At 69.3% G+C, this 16,922-nt stretch carries 17 protein-coding genes and 1 pseudogene; 10 read left to right on the plus strand and 8 right to left on the minus strand.

Annotated features, from left to right (window positions below):
* Positions 1-4: 4 nt before the first annotated feature.
* Complete coding sequence (locus NA8_RS19155; RefSeq protein ID WP_063051741.1) at positions 5-1,363, minus strand: FAD-binding oxidoreductase; 1,359 nt, start codon at positions 1,361-1,363, stop codon at positions 5-7.
* A 234-nt stretch (positions 1,364-1,597) separates the two neighbouring features.
* Here NA8_RS19155 and NA8_RS19160 point away from each other — a divergent pair, with 234 nt between their 5' ends.
* Both NA8_RS19160 and NA8_RS19165 read left to right on the plus strand, forming a co-directional pair.
* On the plus strand, positions 1,598-1,918 hold the full coding sequence (locus NA8_RS19160) for a hypothetical protein (RefSeq protein WP_157106783.1): 321 nt from the start codon (positions 1,598-1,600) through the stop codon (positions 1,916-1,918).
* A gap of 60 nt (positions 1,919-1,978) precedes the next feature.
* Positions 1,979-2,488: a GtrA family protein gene (locus tag NA8_RS19165; RefSeq protein WP_063051743.1), complete on the plus strand. Its 510-nt coding sequence runs from the start codon at positions 1,979-1,981 to the stop codon at positions 2,486-2,488.
* A gap of 9 nt (positions 2,489-2,497) precedes the next feature.
* On the opposite strand, the gene NA8_RS19170 is transcribed toward NA8_RS19165, so the two are convergent.
* From NA8_RS19170 to NA8_RS19180, 3 genes are read right to left on the minus strand one after another with little or no spacing between them, the layout of a single operon-like run.
* Positions 2,498-3,151 carry a Type 1 glutamine amidotransferase-like domain-containing protein gene (locus NA8_RS19170; protein WP_063051744.1) on the minus strand — a complete coding sequence of 218 codons (654 nt, stop codon included), beginning with the start codon at positions 3,149-3,151 and terminating at the stop codon, positions 2,498-2,500.
* A 6-nt stretch (positions 3,152-3,157) separates the two neighbouring features.
* The gene (locus tag NA8_RS19175) at positions 3,158-3,994 is read right to left on the minus strand and encodes a maleylpyruvate isomerase family mycothiol-dependent enzyme (protein ID WP_063051745.1); all 837 of its coding nucleotides are present in this window, start codon (positions 3,992-3,994) and stop codon (positions 3,158-3,160) included.
* On the minus strand, positions 3,991-4,452 hold the full coding sequence (locus NA8_RS19180; RefSeq protein WP_174550107.1) for an HIT family protein: 462 nt from the start codon (positions 4,450-4,452) through the stop codon (positions 3,991-3,993). Before NA8_RS19180 ends, NA8_RS19175 begins: the two co-directional genes overlap by 4 nt.
* Positions 4,453-4,859: 407 nt before the next feature.
* On the opposite strand from NA8_RS19180, the pseudogene NA8_RS19185 reads away from it, so the two are divergent.
* The 6 genes and pseudogenes from NA8_RS19185 to NA8_RS19210 all read left to right on the plus strand — a co-directional run.
* Positions 4,860-6,023 (plus strand): annotated as a pseudogene (locus tag NA8_RS19185) (Re/Si-specific NAD(P)(+) transhydrogenase subunit alpha); the annotation flags it as partial.
* A gap of 14 nt (positions 6,024-6,037) precedes the next feature.
* The gene (locus NA8_RS19190; protein WP_062971051.1) at positions 6,038-6,355 is read left to right on the plus strand and encodes an NAD(P) transhydrogenase subunit alpha part 2; all 318 of its coding nucleotides are present in this window, start codon (positions 6,038-6,040) and stop codon (positions 6,353-6,355) included.
* On the plus strand, positions 6,355-7,785 hold the full coding sequence (locus tag NA8_RS19195; protein WP_063051748.1) for an NAD(P)(+) transhydrogenase (Re/Si-specific) subunit beta: 1,431 nt from the start codon (positions 6,355-6,357) through the stop codon (positions 7,783-7,785). The genes NA8_RS19190 and NA8_RS19195 overlap by 1 nt, the downstream gene beginning before the upstream one ends.
* 126 nt (positions 7,786-7,911) lie before the next feature.
* The gene (locus NA8_RS19200; RefSeq protein ID WP_063051749.1) at positions 7,912-9,036 is read left to right on the plus strand and encodes a DUF5925 domain-containing protein; all 1,125 of its coding nucleotides are present in this window, start codon (positions 7,912-7,914) and stop codon (positions 9,034-9,036) included.
* Between the two features lie 129 nt (positions 9,037-9,165).
* Complete coding sequence (locus NA8_RS33850) at positions 9,166-9,930, plus strand: LppU/SCO3897 family protein (RefSeq protein WP_157106784.1); 765 nt, start codon at positions 9,166-9,168, stop codon at positions 9,928-9,930.
* A gap of 21 nt (positions 9,931-9,951) precedes the next feature.
* Entirely contained in the window at positions 9,952-10,401 is a 450-nt protein-coding gene (locus tag NA8_RS19210) for a nitroreductase family deazaflavin-dependent oxidoreductase (RefSeq protein WP_063051750.1), read from the plus strand.
* 5 nt (positions 10,402-10,406) lie between these two features.
* Here NA8_RS19210 and NA8_RS19215 read toward each other — a convergent pair whose 3' ends face one another.
* A complete protein-coding gene (locus NA8_RS19215; protein WP_063051751.1) occupies positions 10,407-11,645 on the minus strand; it encodes an MFS transporter in 1,239 nt (412 codons plus the stop codon).
* 289 nt (positions 11,646-11,934) lie between these two features.
* Between NA8_RS19215 and NA8_RS19220 the strand changes: the two genes are divergently transcribed.
* The gene (locus tag NA8_RS19220; RefSeq protein WP_063051752.1) at positions 11,935-12,900 is read left to right on the plus strand and encodes an AraC family transcriptional regulator; all 966 of its coding nucleotides are present in this window, start codon (positions 11,935-11,937) and stop codon (positions 12,898-12,900) included.
* A 57-nt stretch (positions 12,901-12,957) separates the two neighbouring features.
* Complete coding sequence (locus NA8_RS19225; RefSeq protein WP_245663908.1) at positions 12,958-13,380, plus strand: acyl-CoA thioesterase; 423 nt, start codon at positions 12,958-12,960, stop codon at positions 13,378-13,380.
* A 6-nt stretch (positions 13,381-13,386) separates the two neighbouring features.
* On the opposite strand, the gene NA8_RS19230 is transcribed toward NA8_RS19225, so the two are convergent.
* The 3 genes from NA8_RS19230 to pdhA are packed head-to-tail and all read right to left on the minus strand — an operon-like array spanning position 13,387 to position 16,829.
* Entirely contained in the window at positions 13,387-14,706 is a 1,320-nt protein-coding gene (locus NA8_RS19230; RefSeq protein WP_084466917.1) for a dihydrolipoamide acetyltransferase family protein, read from the minus strand.
* Between the two features lie 30 nt (positions 14,707-14,736).
* Positions 14,737-15,720 (minus strand): alpha-ketoacid dehydrogenase subunit beta, encoded by a 984-nt coding sequence (locus NA8_RS19235; RefSeq protein ID WP_063051755.1) that lies wholly within the window; start codon positions 15,718-15,720, stop codon positions 14,737-14,739.
* Entirely contained in the window at positions 15,717-16,829 is a 1,113-nt protein-coding gene (gene pdhA, locus NA8_RS19240; RefSeq protein WP_063051756.1) for a pyruvate dehydrogenase (acetyl-transferring) E1 component subunit alpha, read from the minus strand. Before pdhA ends, NA8_RS19235 begins: the two co-directional genes overlap by 4 nt.
* Positions 16,830-16,922: the final 93 nt, after the last annotated feature.

A 16,922-nucleotide genomic window follows, 5' to 3' on the forward strand; every position in this document is an offset into this window, starting at 1 on the left:
GCGGTCACAGGATCGCGCCGGGATTGAGGATGCCGTCCGGGTCGAGGGCGTCCTTGATGCGCCTGGTCAGGGCCATCACGTCGGGGCCGAGCTGATCGGGCAGCCAGGCCTTCTTCAATCGGCCGACGCCGTGTTCCCCGGTGATGGTGCCGCCGAGGGCGATGGCCAGGTCCATGATCTCGCCGAAGGCGCGATGCGCCCGCGCGGTGAGATCCGCGTCGGAGGGGTCGTGCACGATCAACGGGTGGGTGTTGCCGTCGCCCGCGTGCGCGATCACCGACACCGTCACCGCGTTGCGTTCGGCGATCTCGGCGACGCCGCTCACCAGGTCGCCGAGCCGGGGCAGCGGCACGCCGACATCCTCGAGCAGCAGTGGGCCGAGCTGCTCCACGGCGGGAATCGCCAGACGCCGGGCGGCTGCGAACGCCTCGCCCTCGGCGGGGTCCTCGGTGTGGAAAACCTCGGTGGCCCCGGCTTTCTCGCAGGCCGCCGCCATGATCTCGGCCTCGCGCCGGGCGAATTCGCCGGGTGCGTCGGAGCGCGCGACCAGTAGCGCGGCCGCCTGCCGGTCCAATCCCATCCGCAGCTGGTCCTCCACGGCGTTGATCGACACCGAGTCCATGAACTCGAGCATCGAGGGCCGCAGTTCGCCGGTGATGGTCAGGATCGCCTCGGTGGCGGCGGTGAGTGTGGGGAAGCTCGCGACGACCGTGCTCTGCGGCGGTTGCGCGGGCAGCAGCCGCAGGGTCAGTTCCGTGATCACTCCGAGCGTGCCCTCGCTGCCGACGAACAGCTTGGTCAGCGACAGTCCGGCCGAGTCCTTCAATCGCGGACCGCCCAGCCGCACGACGGTGCCGTCGGCGAGCGCGACCTGCATCCCGAGCACGTAATCGGTTGTCACGCCGTATTTCACGCAGCACAGTCCGCCCGCGTTCGTCGCCGCGTTACCGCCGATCGAGCAGATCTCGAACGACGACGGGTCGGGCGGATACCACAGGCCGTGCTCCGCGACCGCGCGCTTGACCTCGGCGTTGAGCAGGCCCGGCTGCACCACGGCGGTCCGGGTGACCGGGTCGACGGTGATATCCCGCATCCGCTCGGTGGTGAGCACGATCGCTCCGTCGACCGCCGTGGCGCCCCCGGACAGCCCGGATCCGGCTCCGCGCGGGATCACCGGGACACGATGCGCGGTGGCCCATCGCAGCGTGGCGGCCACGTCGTCGGTGCTGGTCGCCCGCACCACGGCGAGGGCGGTCCCGGCGTCCGGATCCCGCGCCCAGTCCTGGCGGTAGCTCGCCAGCAGATCGGCGTCGGTGAGCACCGTGCCGTCGGGGAGGGCGGCGATCAAGTCATGCAGGTCCACAACTTCACGCTAGCTCCCCGTGCCCGTGATTTGCTGATCGGCCGACCCGTGCGCGTGTGGCGCGCGAAAGCCCCGGAATGTGATGTCACCCGCCACAGTGGTATTACCGCTGTCGGGAGACCAGAATGCCCACAGGGGCTTAGTGTTCGGGGCATCGAGTTCTCCCGGCGCCGCCGTGTCGTGGCGCAGGCCGACCATGCGGTTCGCCGCGTACCACTTGGAGGGATGGAACGGATGCAGGGCGAACAACCCAGTCGCCGGGAACTGGTCGCCGCGATGTTCTCCAGCGAGTTCGTCGAGGGCGGCATCGACCCGGACGTGCTGCGCCGTGTGCACGCGGGCGAGCACGAGGAGTGGCTGACCGCGCTGGACCGCTCCGGTGTCTTCGGCAAGGAGGCCCTCGCCGAGCTTGCCGACCTCTGGCGTCGCGAGCCCCGTGAGTTGCTGGAGGCGCTGCTGGCGGACGCGGACGATGTCGCGCGACGGCGGTGCCTGGCGGCCTGGGCCGGCTTGGACCAGGCCCAGGACGGTCCCGGCCGGGCGCAGATCAGCTGAGCCACCGGGCGGTCGCCGCCTGCTCATCTGCCGGACATCTGCCGCTGGCACCCTGGTCGCGTGCACGAGCTGTCCGAGACCGCCGAGACGATCGCCGATCGGTTCACCCACTGGTGCGAGGCGGTCGTGCGGCGGCTGCCGTTGGGGTTGGACCGTCTCGTCCCGCCGACCTTCCTGGGCTTCGCGCTGATCAACAGCGGCACCTTCGCCGTCGACTTGGCGCTGCTCACCGTTTTGCACGGCTGGTTCGATCTGCCGGTGTGGTTGTCGGTGACCGTGGCGTACGTGTGCGCGTTCGGACTCGCCTTCGTGCTCAACCGTACGTTCAACTTCCATTCCCACGCGCCGGTCGGCAGGCAGGCCACGGTGTACGTGGGGGTGGTCGTGGTCAACTACCTCGCGTTCATCCTCGGCGTCGGCAGCGGACTCACCGCGCTGGGGCTGGAGTACCACCTGTCCCGGTTGCTGGCGGGTGCGTGCGAAGCCGTCTACATGTACAGCGCGATGCGCTGGGTGGTCTTCCGCCGGACCGCCGAGCCGGAATCGGAACTCGCGCCGGACCCGAGGTGAAGACGGCGGTCATGACACCGCCGGATTGATCAGCGCCTCGGTGCGCGCGCCGTCGACGACGATCGCGTCCTCGTCGGTCAGGGCCCAGTGCTCGACGCCTTCGGCGCGGTAGCGGGCGGCGAGCCCAGCGCACTCACCGTCGGGATCGGTGGCCGAATCGATGTGCGGCACGATCCGGCGGTCGACCAATCCCAATCCGTCCCATCGCGGTTCGATGCCGCACGCCGGGGCGACCTCGCCGGGATCGTCCACCGACTCCAGGCCGTGCAGGTCCGGGGTCATCACGCAGGCCCCGGCGCTGTAACCGGCGTAGACGAGCGCGTCGCAGGCGAGCAGCCGGGGTAGCGCTCGGTCCGCGCCGCTGCGGGCGAACTGGGCGCGCAGCACGAAGGTGTTGCCGCCGCGCACCCACACCAGCGGGAATTCGGCCAACTTCCGTTCCAGCTCGGCTTCCCGACCGGCGTACTCGCGCAGGTCGAGCACCTCGGGCCGGTAGCCGAGCTTGCGCAGCGGTGCCATGTCACTGGTCACCGCGCCCGCCCACGCCTGCGGCCAGGCGTCGCAGGCGTTCGGAATCAGCGCCACCCGGCCGGGCGGGCCCGCGAGCGCGGCGAGCCGGTCGTAGTGCGCCCCGAAGCGGTAGCTGGACAGGAACAGCCGCATCGCGGATCAGATGGTGAAGGCCAGGTGGCGCACGATGCGCTGCCCGAGTTCGGCGTCGCCCTGGATGGTGATCTCGTCCAAGTGCTCCTCGGCGGTCGTCCGTCCGCCGCCGAGCCGCACGAAAAGCCCCGAATCCAGGCCGATCTCGACCGTGGCGGGTTCGTCGAACGCGTCCACGTAGCGCGCCCGGCCCGCCACCTCGATGTGCAGGGTCTTGGCCAAGGGGCCGGTCAGCGCGAAGGTGATCCGCGCGCCGTCCGGCGCCTCGCCCTTCTTCGCCACCACGCGCGGGACGCTGCCCGCGAACTCCGCGAACGCCAGCTCGCCGCGTGGGCCGCCCTCTTCCACCGGCACGCCGAGCGCGTCGGCGATGTCGAGTTCGTGCATCCAACAGTCGAACAACCGCACCCGCATGAACCTGCCGTAGGTCACCTGCCCGATCGGCGAGATCGTTTCCTTCTCCCACTCGGCGTCGCCCATGGCCGCGAGCGCGGCGCGTCTGCGCGCGATGACGTCGCGATAGAACTCGAGCAGCCGGGCGCCGGACAGCGGGCGCAACCGGTCTACCCAGATCTCGTTGAGTACCGCGGTCTCGTTGCGCACGTAGGGGAGCGTGCGCACGTCGGTCTTCGCGGTGGTGGGGTCGTGCGCGGGCGGGCGGTCACCCAGTAGCCAGGACTCGGTGCCGACCATGTGGGCGAGGACGTCGAACACGGTCCACCCGGGCAGCGACGACGGGGTGCGCCAGCGGTCCTCGTCCAGCGGAGCGACCAGCGCGTCGATCGCGTCCCATTGCCGTGCCAGCAGGTCGATCACCGTGGCCCGATCGAACGTCTCGGTCATCCGTCGACTTCCTTTTCCGGGCGTTCGCCCTCGTTGTCCAATGCGGCGATGCCGTCCCGGATGGCCGCGGCGGTGGTCACCGGATCGTGCGGGCGCCGCAGCAGGAATCCCGTGGCGAACCGTAGCTTGTCGCCGTGCCTGCGCGGGATCACGTGCAGGTGGACGTGCGGCACGGTCTGGAACGCGGCGATTCCGTCGTTGAGTACCAGATTGGCGCCGTCGGCGGCGAGGCCGCTGCGCCGGACGGCCAGTGCGAGCCGGTGCCCGGCCCGGAAGATCCGAGCGCCGAGTTCGGCGTCGAGGTCCTCCAACTCGGCGGCGTGCCGCTTCGGTATGACCAGCGTGTGCCCGCGGGCGACCGGCCGGATGTCGAGGAACGCGCAGAGCGCGTCGTCCTCGTACACCTTCGCCGCCGGCGCCTCGCCTGCCACGATGCGACAGAAGACGCAGTCGTTCACACGCTGGACCATACGGCGTACGAGCCGAGCGGAACACCCCGGAGCGTCGTTCGGCAGGACGCGCGCGTCCGCTCACCGGGACGCCGGGCCTCCGATCAGGCCCCCACCTCGAGGTTGGTAACAGACTTTTACGTACGGTCTTGCCGTGTTCACCTGTGGCGACCACGATCACAGAGCGAAAAGGAAAAGGGTGAACCGCGGCTTCGATGGAAGACGGCTCGCTCCGTGGCGACCGGGGAACCCCCGGCGCACCGGCGCGAATCGCCCGGCGTGTGTAACGGGCATCTCAGCTAGGCTCACGGCGGGCCAGGTACAGTTGCGAGGATTTGGGCGAACTTACTCGACGGTAACATCGTCCGGTCGTCTACCCGTTGCCTGAAGCTCGGTAAGAGAAGGAAGTCTGACAAGTGGAGACAACGCAGAGCGTAGGCGATCCATCGCCGCGCGGCGCGCGTGTCGGTGTCGTTCGCGAATCGAACGCGGGCGAGCGACGTGTCGCATTGGTGCCGAAGATCATCCCGAGCCTGGTGAAGCAGGGCGTGGAGGTCGTCGTCGAGTCCGGGGCCGGACAGGGCGCGCTCATTCCCGACGAAGCGTATGTGGAGGCGGGCGCGACGATCGGTGATCCGTGGTCGGCGGATGTGGTGGTGAAGGTCGCCCCGCCCAGTGACGCCGAGGTGGGCAAGCTGTCGGCGGGGCAGACGCTGATCGGTTTCCTCGCGCCGCGCAACGCCGACAATCAGATCGGCGCGCTGAAGTCGGCCGGGGTGCAAGCGTTTGCGGTGGAGGCGATTCCGCGGATCTCGCGCGCGCAGGTGATGGACGCGTTGTCCTCGCAGGCGAACGTCGCGGGCTATAAGGCGGTGTTGCTGGCGGCGTCGGAGTCGACGCGGTTCTTCCCGATGCTGACCACGGCGGCGGGCACGGTGAAGCCGGCGACGGTGCTGGTGCTCGGTGTCGGTGTCGCGGGTTTGCAGGCTTTGGCCACGGCCAAGCGTCTGGGCGGGCGGACCACCGGCTACGACGTGCGTCCCGAGGTCGCCGATCAGGTGCGGTCGGTGGGTGCGCAGTGGCTGGATCTGGGGATCGACGCCGCCGGTGAGGGCGGGTACGCCCGCGAGCTCACCGACGAGGAGAAGGCCAAGCAGCAGCAGGCTTTGGAAGACGCGATCAAGGGCTTCGACGTGGTGATCACCACCGCGCTGGTGCCGGGGCGGCCCGCCCCGCGCTTGGTGACGGCCGCGGCGGTCGAGGGCATGAAGCCCGGCAGCGTGATCGTCGATCTGGCCGGTGAGACCGGCGGCAACTGCGAGTTGACCGAGCCCGGACAGACAGTGGTCAAGCACGAGGTGACCATCGCCTCGCCGTTGAACCTGCCCGCCACCATGCCCGAGCACGCCTCGGAGCTGTACTCGAAGAACATCGCGGCGCTGCTGGAGTTGATGCTGGTCGACGGCACGCTCGCACCCGACTTCAGCGACCAGGTGCTGGCGGATTCCTGCGTCACCCGTGCGGCGGCCGACGCGACCGAATCGGCGGAGCCTGCGCAGGTGAACGACGCGACCGAGGCGAAGGTGGAGAACTGATGTATACCGAATTGCTGGCGAATATCGCGATCCTGGTGCTGTCCGGGTTCGTCGGTTTCGCCGTGATCTCCAAGGTCCCCAACACGCTGCACACGCCGCTGATGTCGGGCACCAACGCCATTCACGGCATCGTGGTGCTCGGTGCGCTGGTCACGCTGGGTAACGTGCAGGACCCGTCGATCCTGACGCAGATCATCCTGTTCGTCGCGGTGGTGTTCGGAACCCTGAACGTGATCGGTGGTTTCGTGGTCACCGACCGCATGCTGGGGATGTTCAAGGGCAAGAAGCCCGCTGCCGCGCAGAAGGCGGGTGAGTGATGCACACCTTCGACAACGTCACCTATCTGGTGAACGGTCTCTACATTATTGCCTTCGGCATGTTCATCTACGGTCTGATGGGCTTGACCGGCCCGAAGACCGCGGTGCGCGGCAACTTGATCGCCGCGGTGGGCATGGCGCTGGCGGTGATCGCGACGCTGATCTCGATCCGCCACACCGACAACTGGATTCTCATCGTCGCCGGCCTGGTGGTCGGTGTCGTGCTGGGTGTGCCGCCCGCGAAGTACACCAAGATGACCGCGATGCCGCAGCTGGTGGCCGCGTTCAACGGTGTCGGCGGTGGCACCGTCGCGTTGATCGCCTGGTCGGAATTCATCAACTCCCAGGGCTTCTCGCACTTCGACGAGGAACCGACAGTGCACATCGTGATCGGGTCGCTGTTCGCGGCGATCATCGGTTCGGTGTCGTTCTGGGGTTCGCTGATCGCGTTCGGCAAGCTGCAGGAGATCCTGCCCGGCCGCCCGATCGGGATCGGCAAACTGCAGCAACCGTTGAACCTGCTGCTGCTGCTCGGCGCGGTCGCCGCGGCGGTGGTGATCGGCGTCGGCGCCACCGGTGAGGGGGTGTCGCAGCTGTGGATGATCGCGGTGCTGGTGCTGGCCGGTGTGCTGGGGTTGATGGTCGTGCTGCCGATCGGCGGCGCGGACATGCCCGTCGTCATCTCGCTGCTCAACGCATTGACCGGATTGTCGGCCGCCGCGGCGGGTCTGGCGTTGAACAACACCGCGATGATCGTCGCGGGCATGATCGTCGGCGCGTCCGGCACCATCCTGACCAACCTGATGGCCAAGGCGATGAACCGGTCCATCCCGGCCATCGTCGCGGGCGGTTTCGGTGGCGGCGGTGCGGCCCCCGGCGCCGCGGGCGGCGAGCAGAAGCAGGCCAAGGCCACTTCCGCCGCGGACGCCGCGATCCAGATGGCGTACGCCAACCAGGTGATCGTGGTGCCGGGTTACGGCATGGCGGTCGCGCAGGCGCAGCACGCGGTCAAGGAGATGGCTTCGTTGCTGGAGGCCAAGGGTGTGGAGGTCAAATACGCCATCCACCCGGTCGCCGGTCGCATGCCCGGTCACATGAACGTGCTGCTGGCCGAGGCCGAGGTGTCCTATGACGCGCTCAAGGAAATGGACGACATCAACGGCGAATTCAATCGCACCGATGTCGCCTTGGTGATCGGCGCCAACGACGTCACCAATCCCGCGGCCCGCGAGGACGCCTCCAGCCCGATTTACGGCATGCCCGTGCTCAACGTCGACCAAGCCAAGAGCGTCATCGTGCTCAAGCGGTCGATGAACAGTGGTTTCGCCGGTATCGACAACCCGCTGTTCTACGCCGACCACACCTCCATGCTGTTCGGCGACGCCAAGAAGTCCGTCGGAGCAGTCACCGAGGAACTGAAGGCGCTGTAGGCCGGAGGTTCCCGCGAAGCGCCCCTTCACCTTTCCGGTGGAGGGGCGTTTTCGTAATTCGATGGACATCGCGGCAGGCCGCCCCGGATCATTCTCCGGGTGTCCGCACGTCATGAGCCTCTTCGGTTGATCGGTCCCGGGGAGCCCTCGGCCGATCCCGCCGAGCGGCTGCCGTGGACCGTCGTAGTCGATTCCACGTACTCGATCCGCGACGCGATCGATGCCCTCGCGCTCGGTCCGTTCCTGCGCGGCGATCAGCCGTGCGCGCGCACCGCGCATCTGGAGCGGGTGCGGCCGGAAGCGCCGCTGCGTCCCGGCCGCGGCCGCGTGGTGCGCACGGTGCGCGACAATGACAGCGGGGTGACGCTGGTGGTGGGGCCCGGCTGGTCGCTGCGGTCGGTGCGCTGGTCGGGCGGTTCGGCGATGGTCGAGGTCACCGCCGTCACCGAGACGCTCGCGGACGAGTTGCTCGCCGAGGCGATCCGGGATGCGGCAGCGCCGCCGGAGGTGGGCGACACCGTGGAGATGGGCTTCTGGCACATGCACACCCAGGGCCCGCAGCGGCGTGCGCGCTCGATCTCGGCGCCCGAGTGGTCGTCGATCCGCGGTAACTACACGGGCGAGGTCGCCACCGCGATGGATCGCCTGATGTCGCTCAGCGCCGCCGACGTCCGCGGCCGCCTGGTGCTGCTGCACGGACCTCCCGGCACGGGGAAGACCACGGCGCTGCGCGCGCTGGCACGCGCTTGGGGTGCTTGGTGCCAATTCGATTGCGTGCTCGATCCCGAGGTGATGTTCGGCAAGCCCGGCTATCTGATGGACGTGGCCGCGGGCGTCGACAATGCCGACGAGGACGACGCGCCCCGCTGGCGGATGCTGGTCCTGGAAGACTGCGACGAGCTGATCCGTGGCGAAGCCAAGGAAGCGGCGGGGCAGGGACTCTCGCGGCTGTTGAACCTGACCGACGGCATGCTCGGCCAGGGCCGGGACGTGCTCGTCGCCATCACCACCAACGAGGACCTGTCGCGCCTGCACCCCGCGGTGACGCGGCCGGGCCGGTGCCTGGCGCGGATCGAGATCGGGCGGCTGTCCGGCGTGGAGGCGGCGGCCTGGCTGGACCGGGAGCAGCGGGGCGAGGCAGGCGCATATCCGGACGGCGCGACCTTGGCCGAGCTCGTGGCGGTGCGTGACGGCGAGGCCAGGATCGATGCCGTCGCGCGGGATGCGGTCAATCCGGGACTGTATCTGTGAGAATTCGCGTGCGCCGAAGCCGTTGCGGCGGTTCACCGGTCCGGCGCGGCTCGCAGTGATCGGCTAGATTCCATGGGTTCGCCCGTCGCCTGTGCGCACGGAACCACGCGAGACCCGGGGAGGGGATCCATGACCACACCACCGAACCATCCGCAGCCAGGGCAGCCCGGCTATCCACCGCCAGGGCAGCCCGGCTATCCGCAGCAACCGCCTGCCGCTGCACCACAGGGCTTCCCCGGGCAGCAGGGCTATCCCGGTCAGCCGCAGCCCCAGCCCGGCTACCCCGGCCAGCCGGGCTATCCGCCGCAGGGAGGTTTCCCGCAGCAGCCGGGCTATCCCGGTGGGGGTTTCCCGCCGCCGGGACCGCCACCCCAGCAGAATCGCAGCGGCGGTGGCGGAGTGGGCAAGATCCTCGCCGTGCTGGGTGTCGTCGTGGTGATCGGCCTGCTGGTCATCGGCGGTCGGACCGTGTTCCGTTCGGACGGCGAGAAGATCGATATCGGTCAGTGCGCGAAGCTGTCGGGCACCACCGTCAAAGCGGAATTCGAAACCAAGGAATGCTCCGATGCCGAAGCCAATTACGTGGTGGCGCAACGGCTCGACGGCGCGAACGCGGACTGCGCCACCAAGGACTACGCCAGCTACTACCAGACCGGCAGCAACGAATACACGCTGTGCCTGCGGCTGAACGTCAAGGAGGGCGACTGCATCGACGGCGGTTTCCTCGGCGCCAGCACCAAGGTGGCCTGTGGGTCGACGGCGGACTTCAAGATCGGCCGGATCGTGCGCGGCACCGCGGACAAATCCGCGTGCGGAGCGAAGGCGACCGAGAACGACACGATCGTCTACCCCAAGCCCGAGCCGATCACCCTGTGCCTGGTGCCGCCCAAGTAGGTGCGCGGCTAGCCTGGAACGATGACGAGCGTCGGCGCGCGGTTGCTGCGGACCAGATGGTTCGTGCGTGCGCCGATCTCGCTGTTTCGCGCTCGATTCGGCTTCCTGTTCGGAGGGCGGCTCCTGCTGCTGGAGCACACCGGCCGCAGCTCGGGCCGTTTACGCTATGTGGTGCTGGAGACGGTGGCGCGGCCGAGCCGCGACCGCGTGGTGATCGCGTCCGGCTTCGGCACACAGGCGCAGTGGTTCCGCAATCTCGCCGCCGAACCGTGCTGTCACGTGAGTATCGGCGCGCACTCCGGAATTCCGGCACTGGCCCGGGTGCTGAGCCCGGATGAATCCGCCGCCGTCCTCGTGGGCTATCGGCGCGACCATCCGCGGGCATACCGGAGTCTCGGCCGGATAGTCGAGGAAGCCACGGGTACCGGCATCGATGAGGTGCCGATGGTCGAGTTGACCATGGATCTTTGATCCGGTCAGTCGGCACGCGGTGTGGCGACGACGCTCGCGTACCGGCAGCAGAGCAGGATCGCGATCATCGGCACGACCATCGCCGTGGTCAGCGACATCACGGCGGTGAGCCAGCCGATGACCGTGGGACCGGCGAGCAGTCCGAGATAGCCGATGCTGAACACCCGCGACATGTCGGTAGCGGCCCCGGTGGAGCCGAGATTCCCCGCCGCGGTGAAGATCTGCGGGATGCCGCCCGCGAGTCCGAGCCCGGCCATGGTCCAGCCGAGCAGTGTCAGCGCAATCCACGGCGAGACGACGATCACCGCCAGGCCGGCGGCCGCGATGAGCGAGCCGTAGCGCACCACCGCGACCCGGCCGAAGGCGTGGCTGACCCGGTCGGCGCCGAAACGCCCGATCGTCATCGTGGTGGAGAAGGCTCCGAAGGCGAGCGCCGCGGTCGCCGCGTCCGCGTTCAGATGCTCGCGCAGCTGCAAGGCGCTCCAGTCGGCGGCCACCCCTTCGGCCAGCAGCAGGGCGAAGGCGATCGCGGCCAGCGCGAACACCTTTCGGCCGCGATCACGGGCGTCGAAGGGCGTCGTCACGTGATCGCGCGTCATCCGGTCATGGCCGGGCTGGTCCGACGACCGCGCGGCGTCGGAGCCGATCGACATGACGTCGTGGAACTCGGTTTCCCGCAGCAACCGCGGTACCAGGGTGAAGATCAGCGCGACGCAGCTCACCGCGGCGAGGACCAGCGTCACCCGGACATCCCAGCCCGCCCGCAGCGTGGCGGCTCCCAGCAGTGAGCCGAGCAGGCCGCCGCCGGAGAACAGCGCGTGGAAAGCGGCCATGATCGGACGTCGGTAGGCCCGTTCCACCAGCACCGCTTGGGTATTCATCGACACGTCCAGCGCGCCGTTGCCGAAACCGAAACAGGCCAGGGCAAGTGCCAAGGTGAACGGTCCGGTGGCGAGGCCGGGGCCGACCACGGCCACCGACGCGATGCACGCGGCCGTGCCGACCAGCGTCCTGCTACCGAACCGATCGGCGAGCGGACCCGCCAGCCGCATCCCGGCGATACCCGCCCCGGACATCAGCAGGATGAACATGCCCAGCATGGATTTCGAGACGCCCGTGCGGTCGGTGATGACCGGGATGTGCACCACCCACATGGCGAGCAGGAAGCCGTTCAACGCGAAGACCGTGAACACCGCGGCGCGCGCGACGCGGATCGGGCGATCGACCGTCGGGCTCAACACCATTTCGACGGTACCGACGGATCGTCCGATCTAGCCAGCCCCGCCCGCGGCGGCGGTTCAGGGCATCGTTGACCTGGTCGTGCGACCGTGCGTGGCGCTCGGCTCTGCGCGCCACGTCCGCGAGCGGGTCTGTTTATGTTTTCAACGTCTCGAGAGGCCGCGACATTCCGGATTTCCGCTGACGGCCCTCTCCGCCACCGCGCGGGCACGTCGTCGCGTCAGAGACGGATCTTGGTTCGACGGCGCATAAACATGCGCATTCGTCTACTCTGGGCACGTCTACTCTGGACACGTGGATGCGCTCGCAAGTCTGCTCGAAGGCCCCCGCGCCCGCGGCGCGTTCCTGATGTGTTCGCTGCTGAATCCGCCGTGGTCGCTGCGCATCCAGGACGAGGCCCCGCTGACCGTGTTGTCGATGATCCGCGGTGGCGCGTGGATCGTCACCGACGAGGGCGCGCCGCGGCAGCTGGGCGCGGGCGACGTCGCGATCTTCCGCGGGCCCGCGCCGTACACGGTGGCCGACGATCCGGCGACCGAACCGCAGATCGTCATCCATCCCGGTCAGGTGACGAAGACGCCGCAGGGTGAAATCCTCTGCGAGACACTCAGCCTGGGTGTCCGGCAGTGGGGGACCGACCCGGACGGAGCGACCCTGATGGTCACCGGAACCTACGAGTCCGCGGGTGCGGCAGGCCAGCGCCTGCTGCGCGCGCTCCCGTCGGTGCTGGTGTTGCGGCGCGGCGAGTTCGACAGCCGGGTGTTGGACATCCTGGTCGACGAGGTGGCCAAGGACGAGCCCGCGCAGAGCGCGGTGCTGGACCGCCTGCTGGACCTGGTGCTGATCGCCGCGCTGCGCGCCTGGTTCGCCCGCAACGACGCGCCCGCCTGGTACCACGCCTACGGCGACCCGCTGGTCGGCAAGGCCCTGCGCCTGCTCCAGCACAATCCGGCGCACGGCTGGACGGTCGCGGGCCTGGCCGAGGCGGTGGGTGTGTCGCGGGCCGCGCTGGCGCGCCGGTTCACCGATCTGGTGGGCGAGCCGCCGATGGCGTTCCTCACCGAATGGCGGCTGGCACTGGCCGCCGACCTGCTGCAGGAGTCGGACGCCACCATCGAGGCCATCGCCCGTCAGGTCGGGTACGGCAGCGCCTTCGCGCTGAGCACCGCGTTCAAACGGCACTTCGGCGTCTCTCCGCGTGACCACCGGCACAGCCGCGTGCGGTCAGGCCCGGAGGAGGGAGCGCGCGTAGCCACGTAGGGCCCCGCACGCGGCGCGATGGATACCCCATCGTCCCCCTGAGCTATCGTCGGCCGGGTGACGCAGCAGTATCCGGTGCTCTGGCCGGTGCCGACCCGGTGGGCCGACAACGACCACTACGGGCACGTGAACAACGTGACCTACTACTCGTACTTCGACACCGCGGTCAACGCGTGGTTGATGCACGCCACCGGAACCGACATCCGCGAACTGCCCGCGCTCGGCGTGGTGGCGCAGACCTCCTGCCAGTACCAAGGCTCGATCAGCTTCCCGGACCAGTTGCAGGTCGGCCTGCGCGTCTCCCGGCTCGGCCGCTCCAGCATCACCTACGATCTGGCCATCTTCCGGGAGGCCGGCGGCGGTCTGGAACTGTCCGCCACCGGTGTGTTCGTACATGTCTACGTGGACGCCGAGACCCGCAAGCCGGTCGAGATCCCGGAGGTCATCCGCACCGCCGCGGCGGCGCTGGTCACCGACTGAACGGCATCACACCCGGCCGAGCAGGGTGAGCGGGTCCTCCAGGAACCCCGCGGTGGCGGCCAGGAAGCGGGCCGCCTGCTCGCCGTCGATCATGCGATGGTCGAAGCCGACGCCGAGGGTGGTCACCCACCGGATCGCGATCTCGTCGCGTACGACCCACGGCTGCTTGCGGATCGAGCCGAGACACAGGATCGCGGACTCGCCCGGGTTGACCAGCGGGACGCCGGTGTCCACGCCGAATACGCCGATGTTGGTGATGGTGAACGTGCCGCCGCGCAGTTCAGCGGTCGTCGCGCCGCCCGCGCGTGCGGTCTCGGCCAGCCAGGCGATCTCGCGGGCGAGGTCGCGCAGGCTCAGCGTTTGCGCCTCTTTGATGTTCGGGGCCAGCAGGCCGCGCTCGGTGGCCACCGCGATGCCCAGGTTGACGTAGTGCTTGGTGACGATCTCCCCAGCGGCCTCGTCCCAGCAGGCATTCATGCCGGGAAAGTCGGCCAGCGCGGCCAGCGCCGCCTTGGCGACCAGCGCCAGGGGCGTCAAAGCCAGGCCCGCGAAGGATTTCGTGCTGCGCAGATGATCGAGGAGTTCCATCGAGGCGGTGCAGTCGACGGTGACGAACGCGGCGGCCTGCGGAATGGTGCGCGCGCTGTTCGACATCGCCGCCGCGGTGCGCTTGCGGATGCCGCTGATCGGAGTGCGTTCCTCGCGCACGGACGGGCGGACCACCTCGCTGTCCGCGCCGGGCACGGTGGCCGGAGGGGCCGGATGGGGCTGTGAGACGGGCACCGCGCCGCGCACGTCCTCGACGGTGACCGCGCCGCCCGGCCCGGAACCCGCGATGAACCACAGATCCAAGCCGAGTTCGCGCGCCAGCTTTCGCGCGGCGGGCGTCGCTGCCGCGTTACCCGGTCGTCGCGGCTCGGTGTCCGCCTCGCCGGGCGGTGAAACGCTGTGCGAGGGCGGCCCGACAGGACGCCGCCGCGACGTCGCCTCCGCTTCGGGGCCGTAGCCGACCAGGACGGAAGTGCGGCCCGTGTCGCTCACCGCGTCGTCCGCTCCGGCTGCCCGCACGCGAATGAGCGGCGCGCCGACCGCGACGGTGTCGCCCGGCCGCGCCAGCAATTCGACCACCCGGCCGGCGAACGGTGACGGCAACGAGACGACCGCCTTGGCCGTCTCCACCTCGGCGATGGTCTGGTTCAACTCGACCACGTCGCCCACGGCCACCGCCCACGACACCAGTTCGGCGTCGGTCAGGCCTTCCCCGAGGTCCGGCAGCCGGAACTCCAGCACGGACGACGGAAGGTCCTGGCGGGCAGGGTTTTCCACGCGGCACCTCTCACTACGGCGAACCCCGCCTCACGCGGCGAGGGAGCGGTCGACCGCGTCGAGAATGCGGTCGGGATCGGGCAGATGGTGCTTCTCGAGCTTAGCCGGGGGGTAGGGGATGTCGAATCCGCCGACGCGCAGCACGGGCGCTTCCAGGTGGTAGAAGCAGCGTTCGGTGATCCGCGCGGCGATCTCGGCGCCCAGCCCCGCGAATACCGGCGCCTCATGCGTGACGATCAGCCGCCCGGTCTTGGCGACCGACTCCTCGATGGTGTCGAAGTCGATCGGCGACAGGCTGCGCAGGTCGATCACCTCGAGTGAGTGGCCCTCCCGCGTGGCGATCTGCGCGGCCGACAGCGCGGTGGCCACGGTTGCGCCGTAGGCGACGACGGTCGCGTCCGATCCCGTGGTGCACACGCGCGCGCGATCCAGCGGCAGGCCGCCGTCGCGGTCGAGCGCGACGAAGTCGACGTCGGCTTTGTCCCAGTACCTGCGCTTGGGCTCGAAGAAGATGACCGGATCGTCCAGTGCGATCGCCCGGCGGATCATCGAGTACGCGTCGGCCGGGTTGCTCGGTGTCACCACGCGCAGCCCGGCGGTATGCGCGAAATAGGCTTCGGGTGATTCGGAGTGGTGCTCCACCGAGCCGATGCCGCCGCCGAACGGTATGCGAATCGTCAAGGGAGCGTGGACTTTGCCCTGCGTTCGATAGTTGATCTTGGCAACGTGCGAGACGATCTGGTCGAAGGCCGGATAGACGAAACCGTCGAACTGGATCTCGCACACCGGCCGGTATCCGCGCAGCGCCATGCCGAAAGCCGTTCCGATGATGCCGGATTCGGCCAGCGGGGTATCGATGACGCGGTTGTCGCCGAAGTCCTTCTGCAACGTGTCGGTCACCCGGAACACCCCGCCGAGGCGGCCGATGTCCTCGCCCATCAGCAGGACCTTCGGATCGTCCTCCAGCGCGCGGCGCAGGCCGGTGTTGAGCGCGGCGGCGAAGGTGGTGATCATCGCGGGACTCCTTCTCCTCGTGCGGAAGCCCCGCCGGGATCACCGGCCAGGTACTCCGTGTACGCCCTCCGCTGTTCGGTGATCAGCGGATGCGGGGTGGTGTAGACGTGCTCGAACAGCTCGCTCGGCGCGGGATCGGGTGTGTCGATGGTCGCGGCGCGCACCGCTCGGGCCACCGCGTCCGACCGCTCGGCGACCCGGCTCGCGAACGCGTCGTCCCAATGGCCCTCGCGCTCGAGCAGCCTGCGCATCCGGTCGATCGGATCGCGCCGCGCCCACTGCTCGGTCTCGGCGGCCGAGCGGTAACGGGTGGGATCGTCCGCCGTGGTGTGCGGGCCCATCCGGTAGGTGAGCGCCTCGATGAACGACGGGCCGCCGCCGGAGCGCGCCCTGGCCACCGCCTGCCTGGTGACGGCGAGCACGGCGAGCGCGTCGTTGCCGTCGACCTGCGTGCCCGGCATGCCGTAGCCGTAGGCGCGGCGGGCGATCGGTGTCGCGCTCTGCACCCGCACCGGGGCGCTGATCGCCCACTGGTTGTTCTGGCAGAAGAACACGACGGGCGCGCTCCAGGTCGCGGCGAACCCGAGCGCTTCGGCCAGATCGCCCTGGCTGCTGGCGCCGTCGCCGAAGTAGGCGATGGTGGCTATCTCGGCGCCGTCCAGGTGCGCCGCGAACGCGTAGCCGGTCGCGTGCAGGCCCTGGGAGCCGACCACGATATTGGGGTTGGTCATGTTCACCGCGTGTGGATCCCAGCAATGGTGGGCTACGCCGCGCCACAGGCGGGTGAGATCGGTGGGCGGCACGCCTCGGCAGTAGGCGACCGCCGTCTCCCGATAGCTGGAGAAGACGTAGTCGTCGGGACGCAGCGCGTGCGCGGAGCCGACCTGGGCGGCCTCCTGTCCGAGCATGGGCGCCCACAGGCCGAGCTGGCCTTGCCGTTGCAGCGTGGTGGCCTCGACATCGATCCGGCGGGCGACCACCATGTCCTCGTACAGCGCCCGCAACTCGTCGGGCCCGACGTCGGCGACGAGCGCCGCGTGCTCACGATCGAGGACACGGCGACCGTCCGGCTGCACCAACTGCACCGGAAACTCGGGTTTGCCCGGCATGGTGTTCGCCTCCTCACCAGGTGGTCGGCACATCGATGATGTGTCTTACCTCACAGCATCCCCCTGAATGCGAACTGCGCAAGTGGCCGACCC

It is taken from the genome of Nocardia arthritidis NBRC 100137 (assembly GCF_001612765.1).
Taxonomy (GTDB): Bacteria; Actinomycetota; Actinomycetes; order Mycobacteriales; family Mycobacteriaceae; genus Nocardia; species Nocardia arthritidis.

What these genes read in the sequence shown, in the direction of transcription:
- NA8_RS19160 (WP_157106783.1), top strand. Translation starts at nt 1,598, where the DNA reads ATGCAGGGCGAACAACCCAGTCGCCGGGAACTGGTCGCCGCGATGTTC.
- NA8_RS19170 (WP_063051744.1), bottom strand. Translation starts at nt 3,151, where the DNA reads ATGCGGCTGTTCCTGTCCAGCTACCGCTTCGGGGCGCACTACGACCGG.
- NA8_RS19175 (WP_063051745.1), bottom strand. Translation starts at nt 3,994, where the DNA reads ATGACCGAGACGTTCGATCGGGCCACGGTGATCGACCTGCTGGCACGG.
- NA8_RS19190 (WP_062971051.1), top strand. Translation starts at nt 6,038, where the DNA reads ATGTATACCGAATTGCTGGCGAATATCGCGATCCTGGTGCTGTCCGGG.
- NA8_RS19195 (WP_063051748.1), top strand. Translation starts at nt 6,355, where the DNA reads ATGCACACCTTCGACAACGTCACCTATCTGGTGAACGGTCTCTACATT.
- NA8_RS33850 (WP_157106784.1), top strand. Translation starts at nt 9,166, where the DNA reads ATGACCACACCACCGAACCATCCGCAGCCAGGGCAGCCCGGCTATCCA.
- NA8_RS19210 (WP_063051750.1), top strand. Translation starts at nt 9,952, where the DNA reads ATGACGAGCGTCGGCGCGCGGTTGCTGCGGACCAGATGGTTCGTGCGT.
- NA8_RS19215 (WP_063051751.1), bottom strand. Translation starts at nt 11,645, where the DNA reads ATGGTGTTGAGCCCGACGGTCGATCGCCCGATCCGCGTCGCGCGCGCC.
- NA8_RS19235 (WP_063051755.1), bottom strand. Translation starts at nt 15,720, where the DNA reads ATGATCACCACCTTCGCCGCCGCGCTCAACACCGGCCTGCGCCGCGCG.
- pdhA (WP_063051756.1), bottom strand. Translation starts at nt 16,829, where the DNA reads ATGCCGGGCAAACCCGAGTTTCCGGTGCAGTTGGTGCAGCCGGACGGT.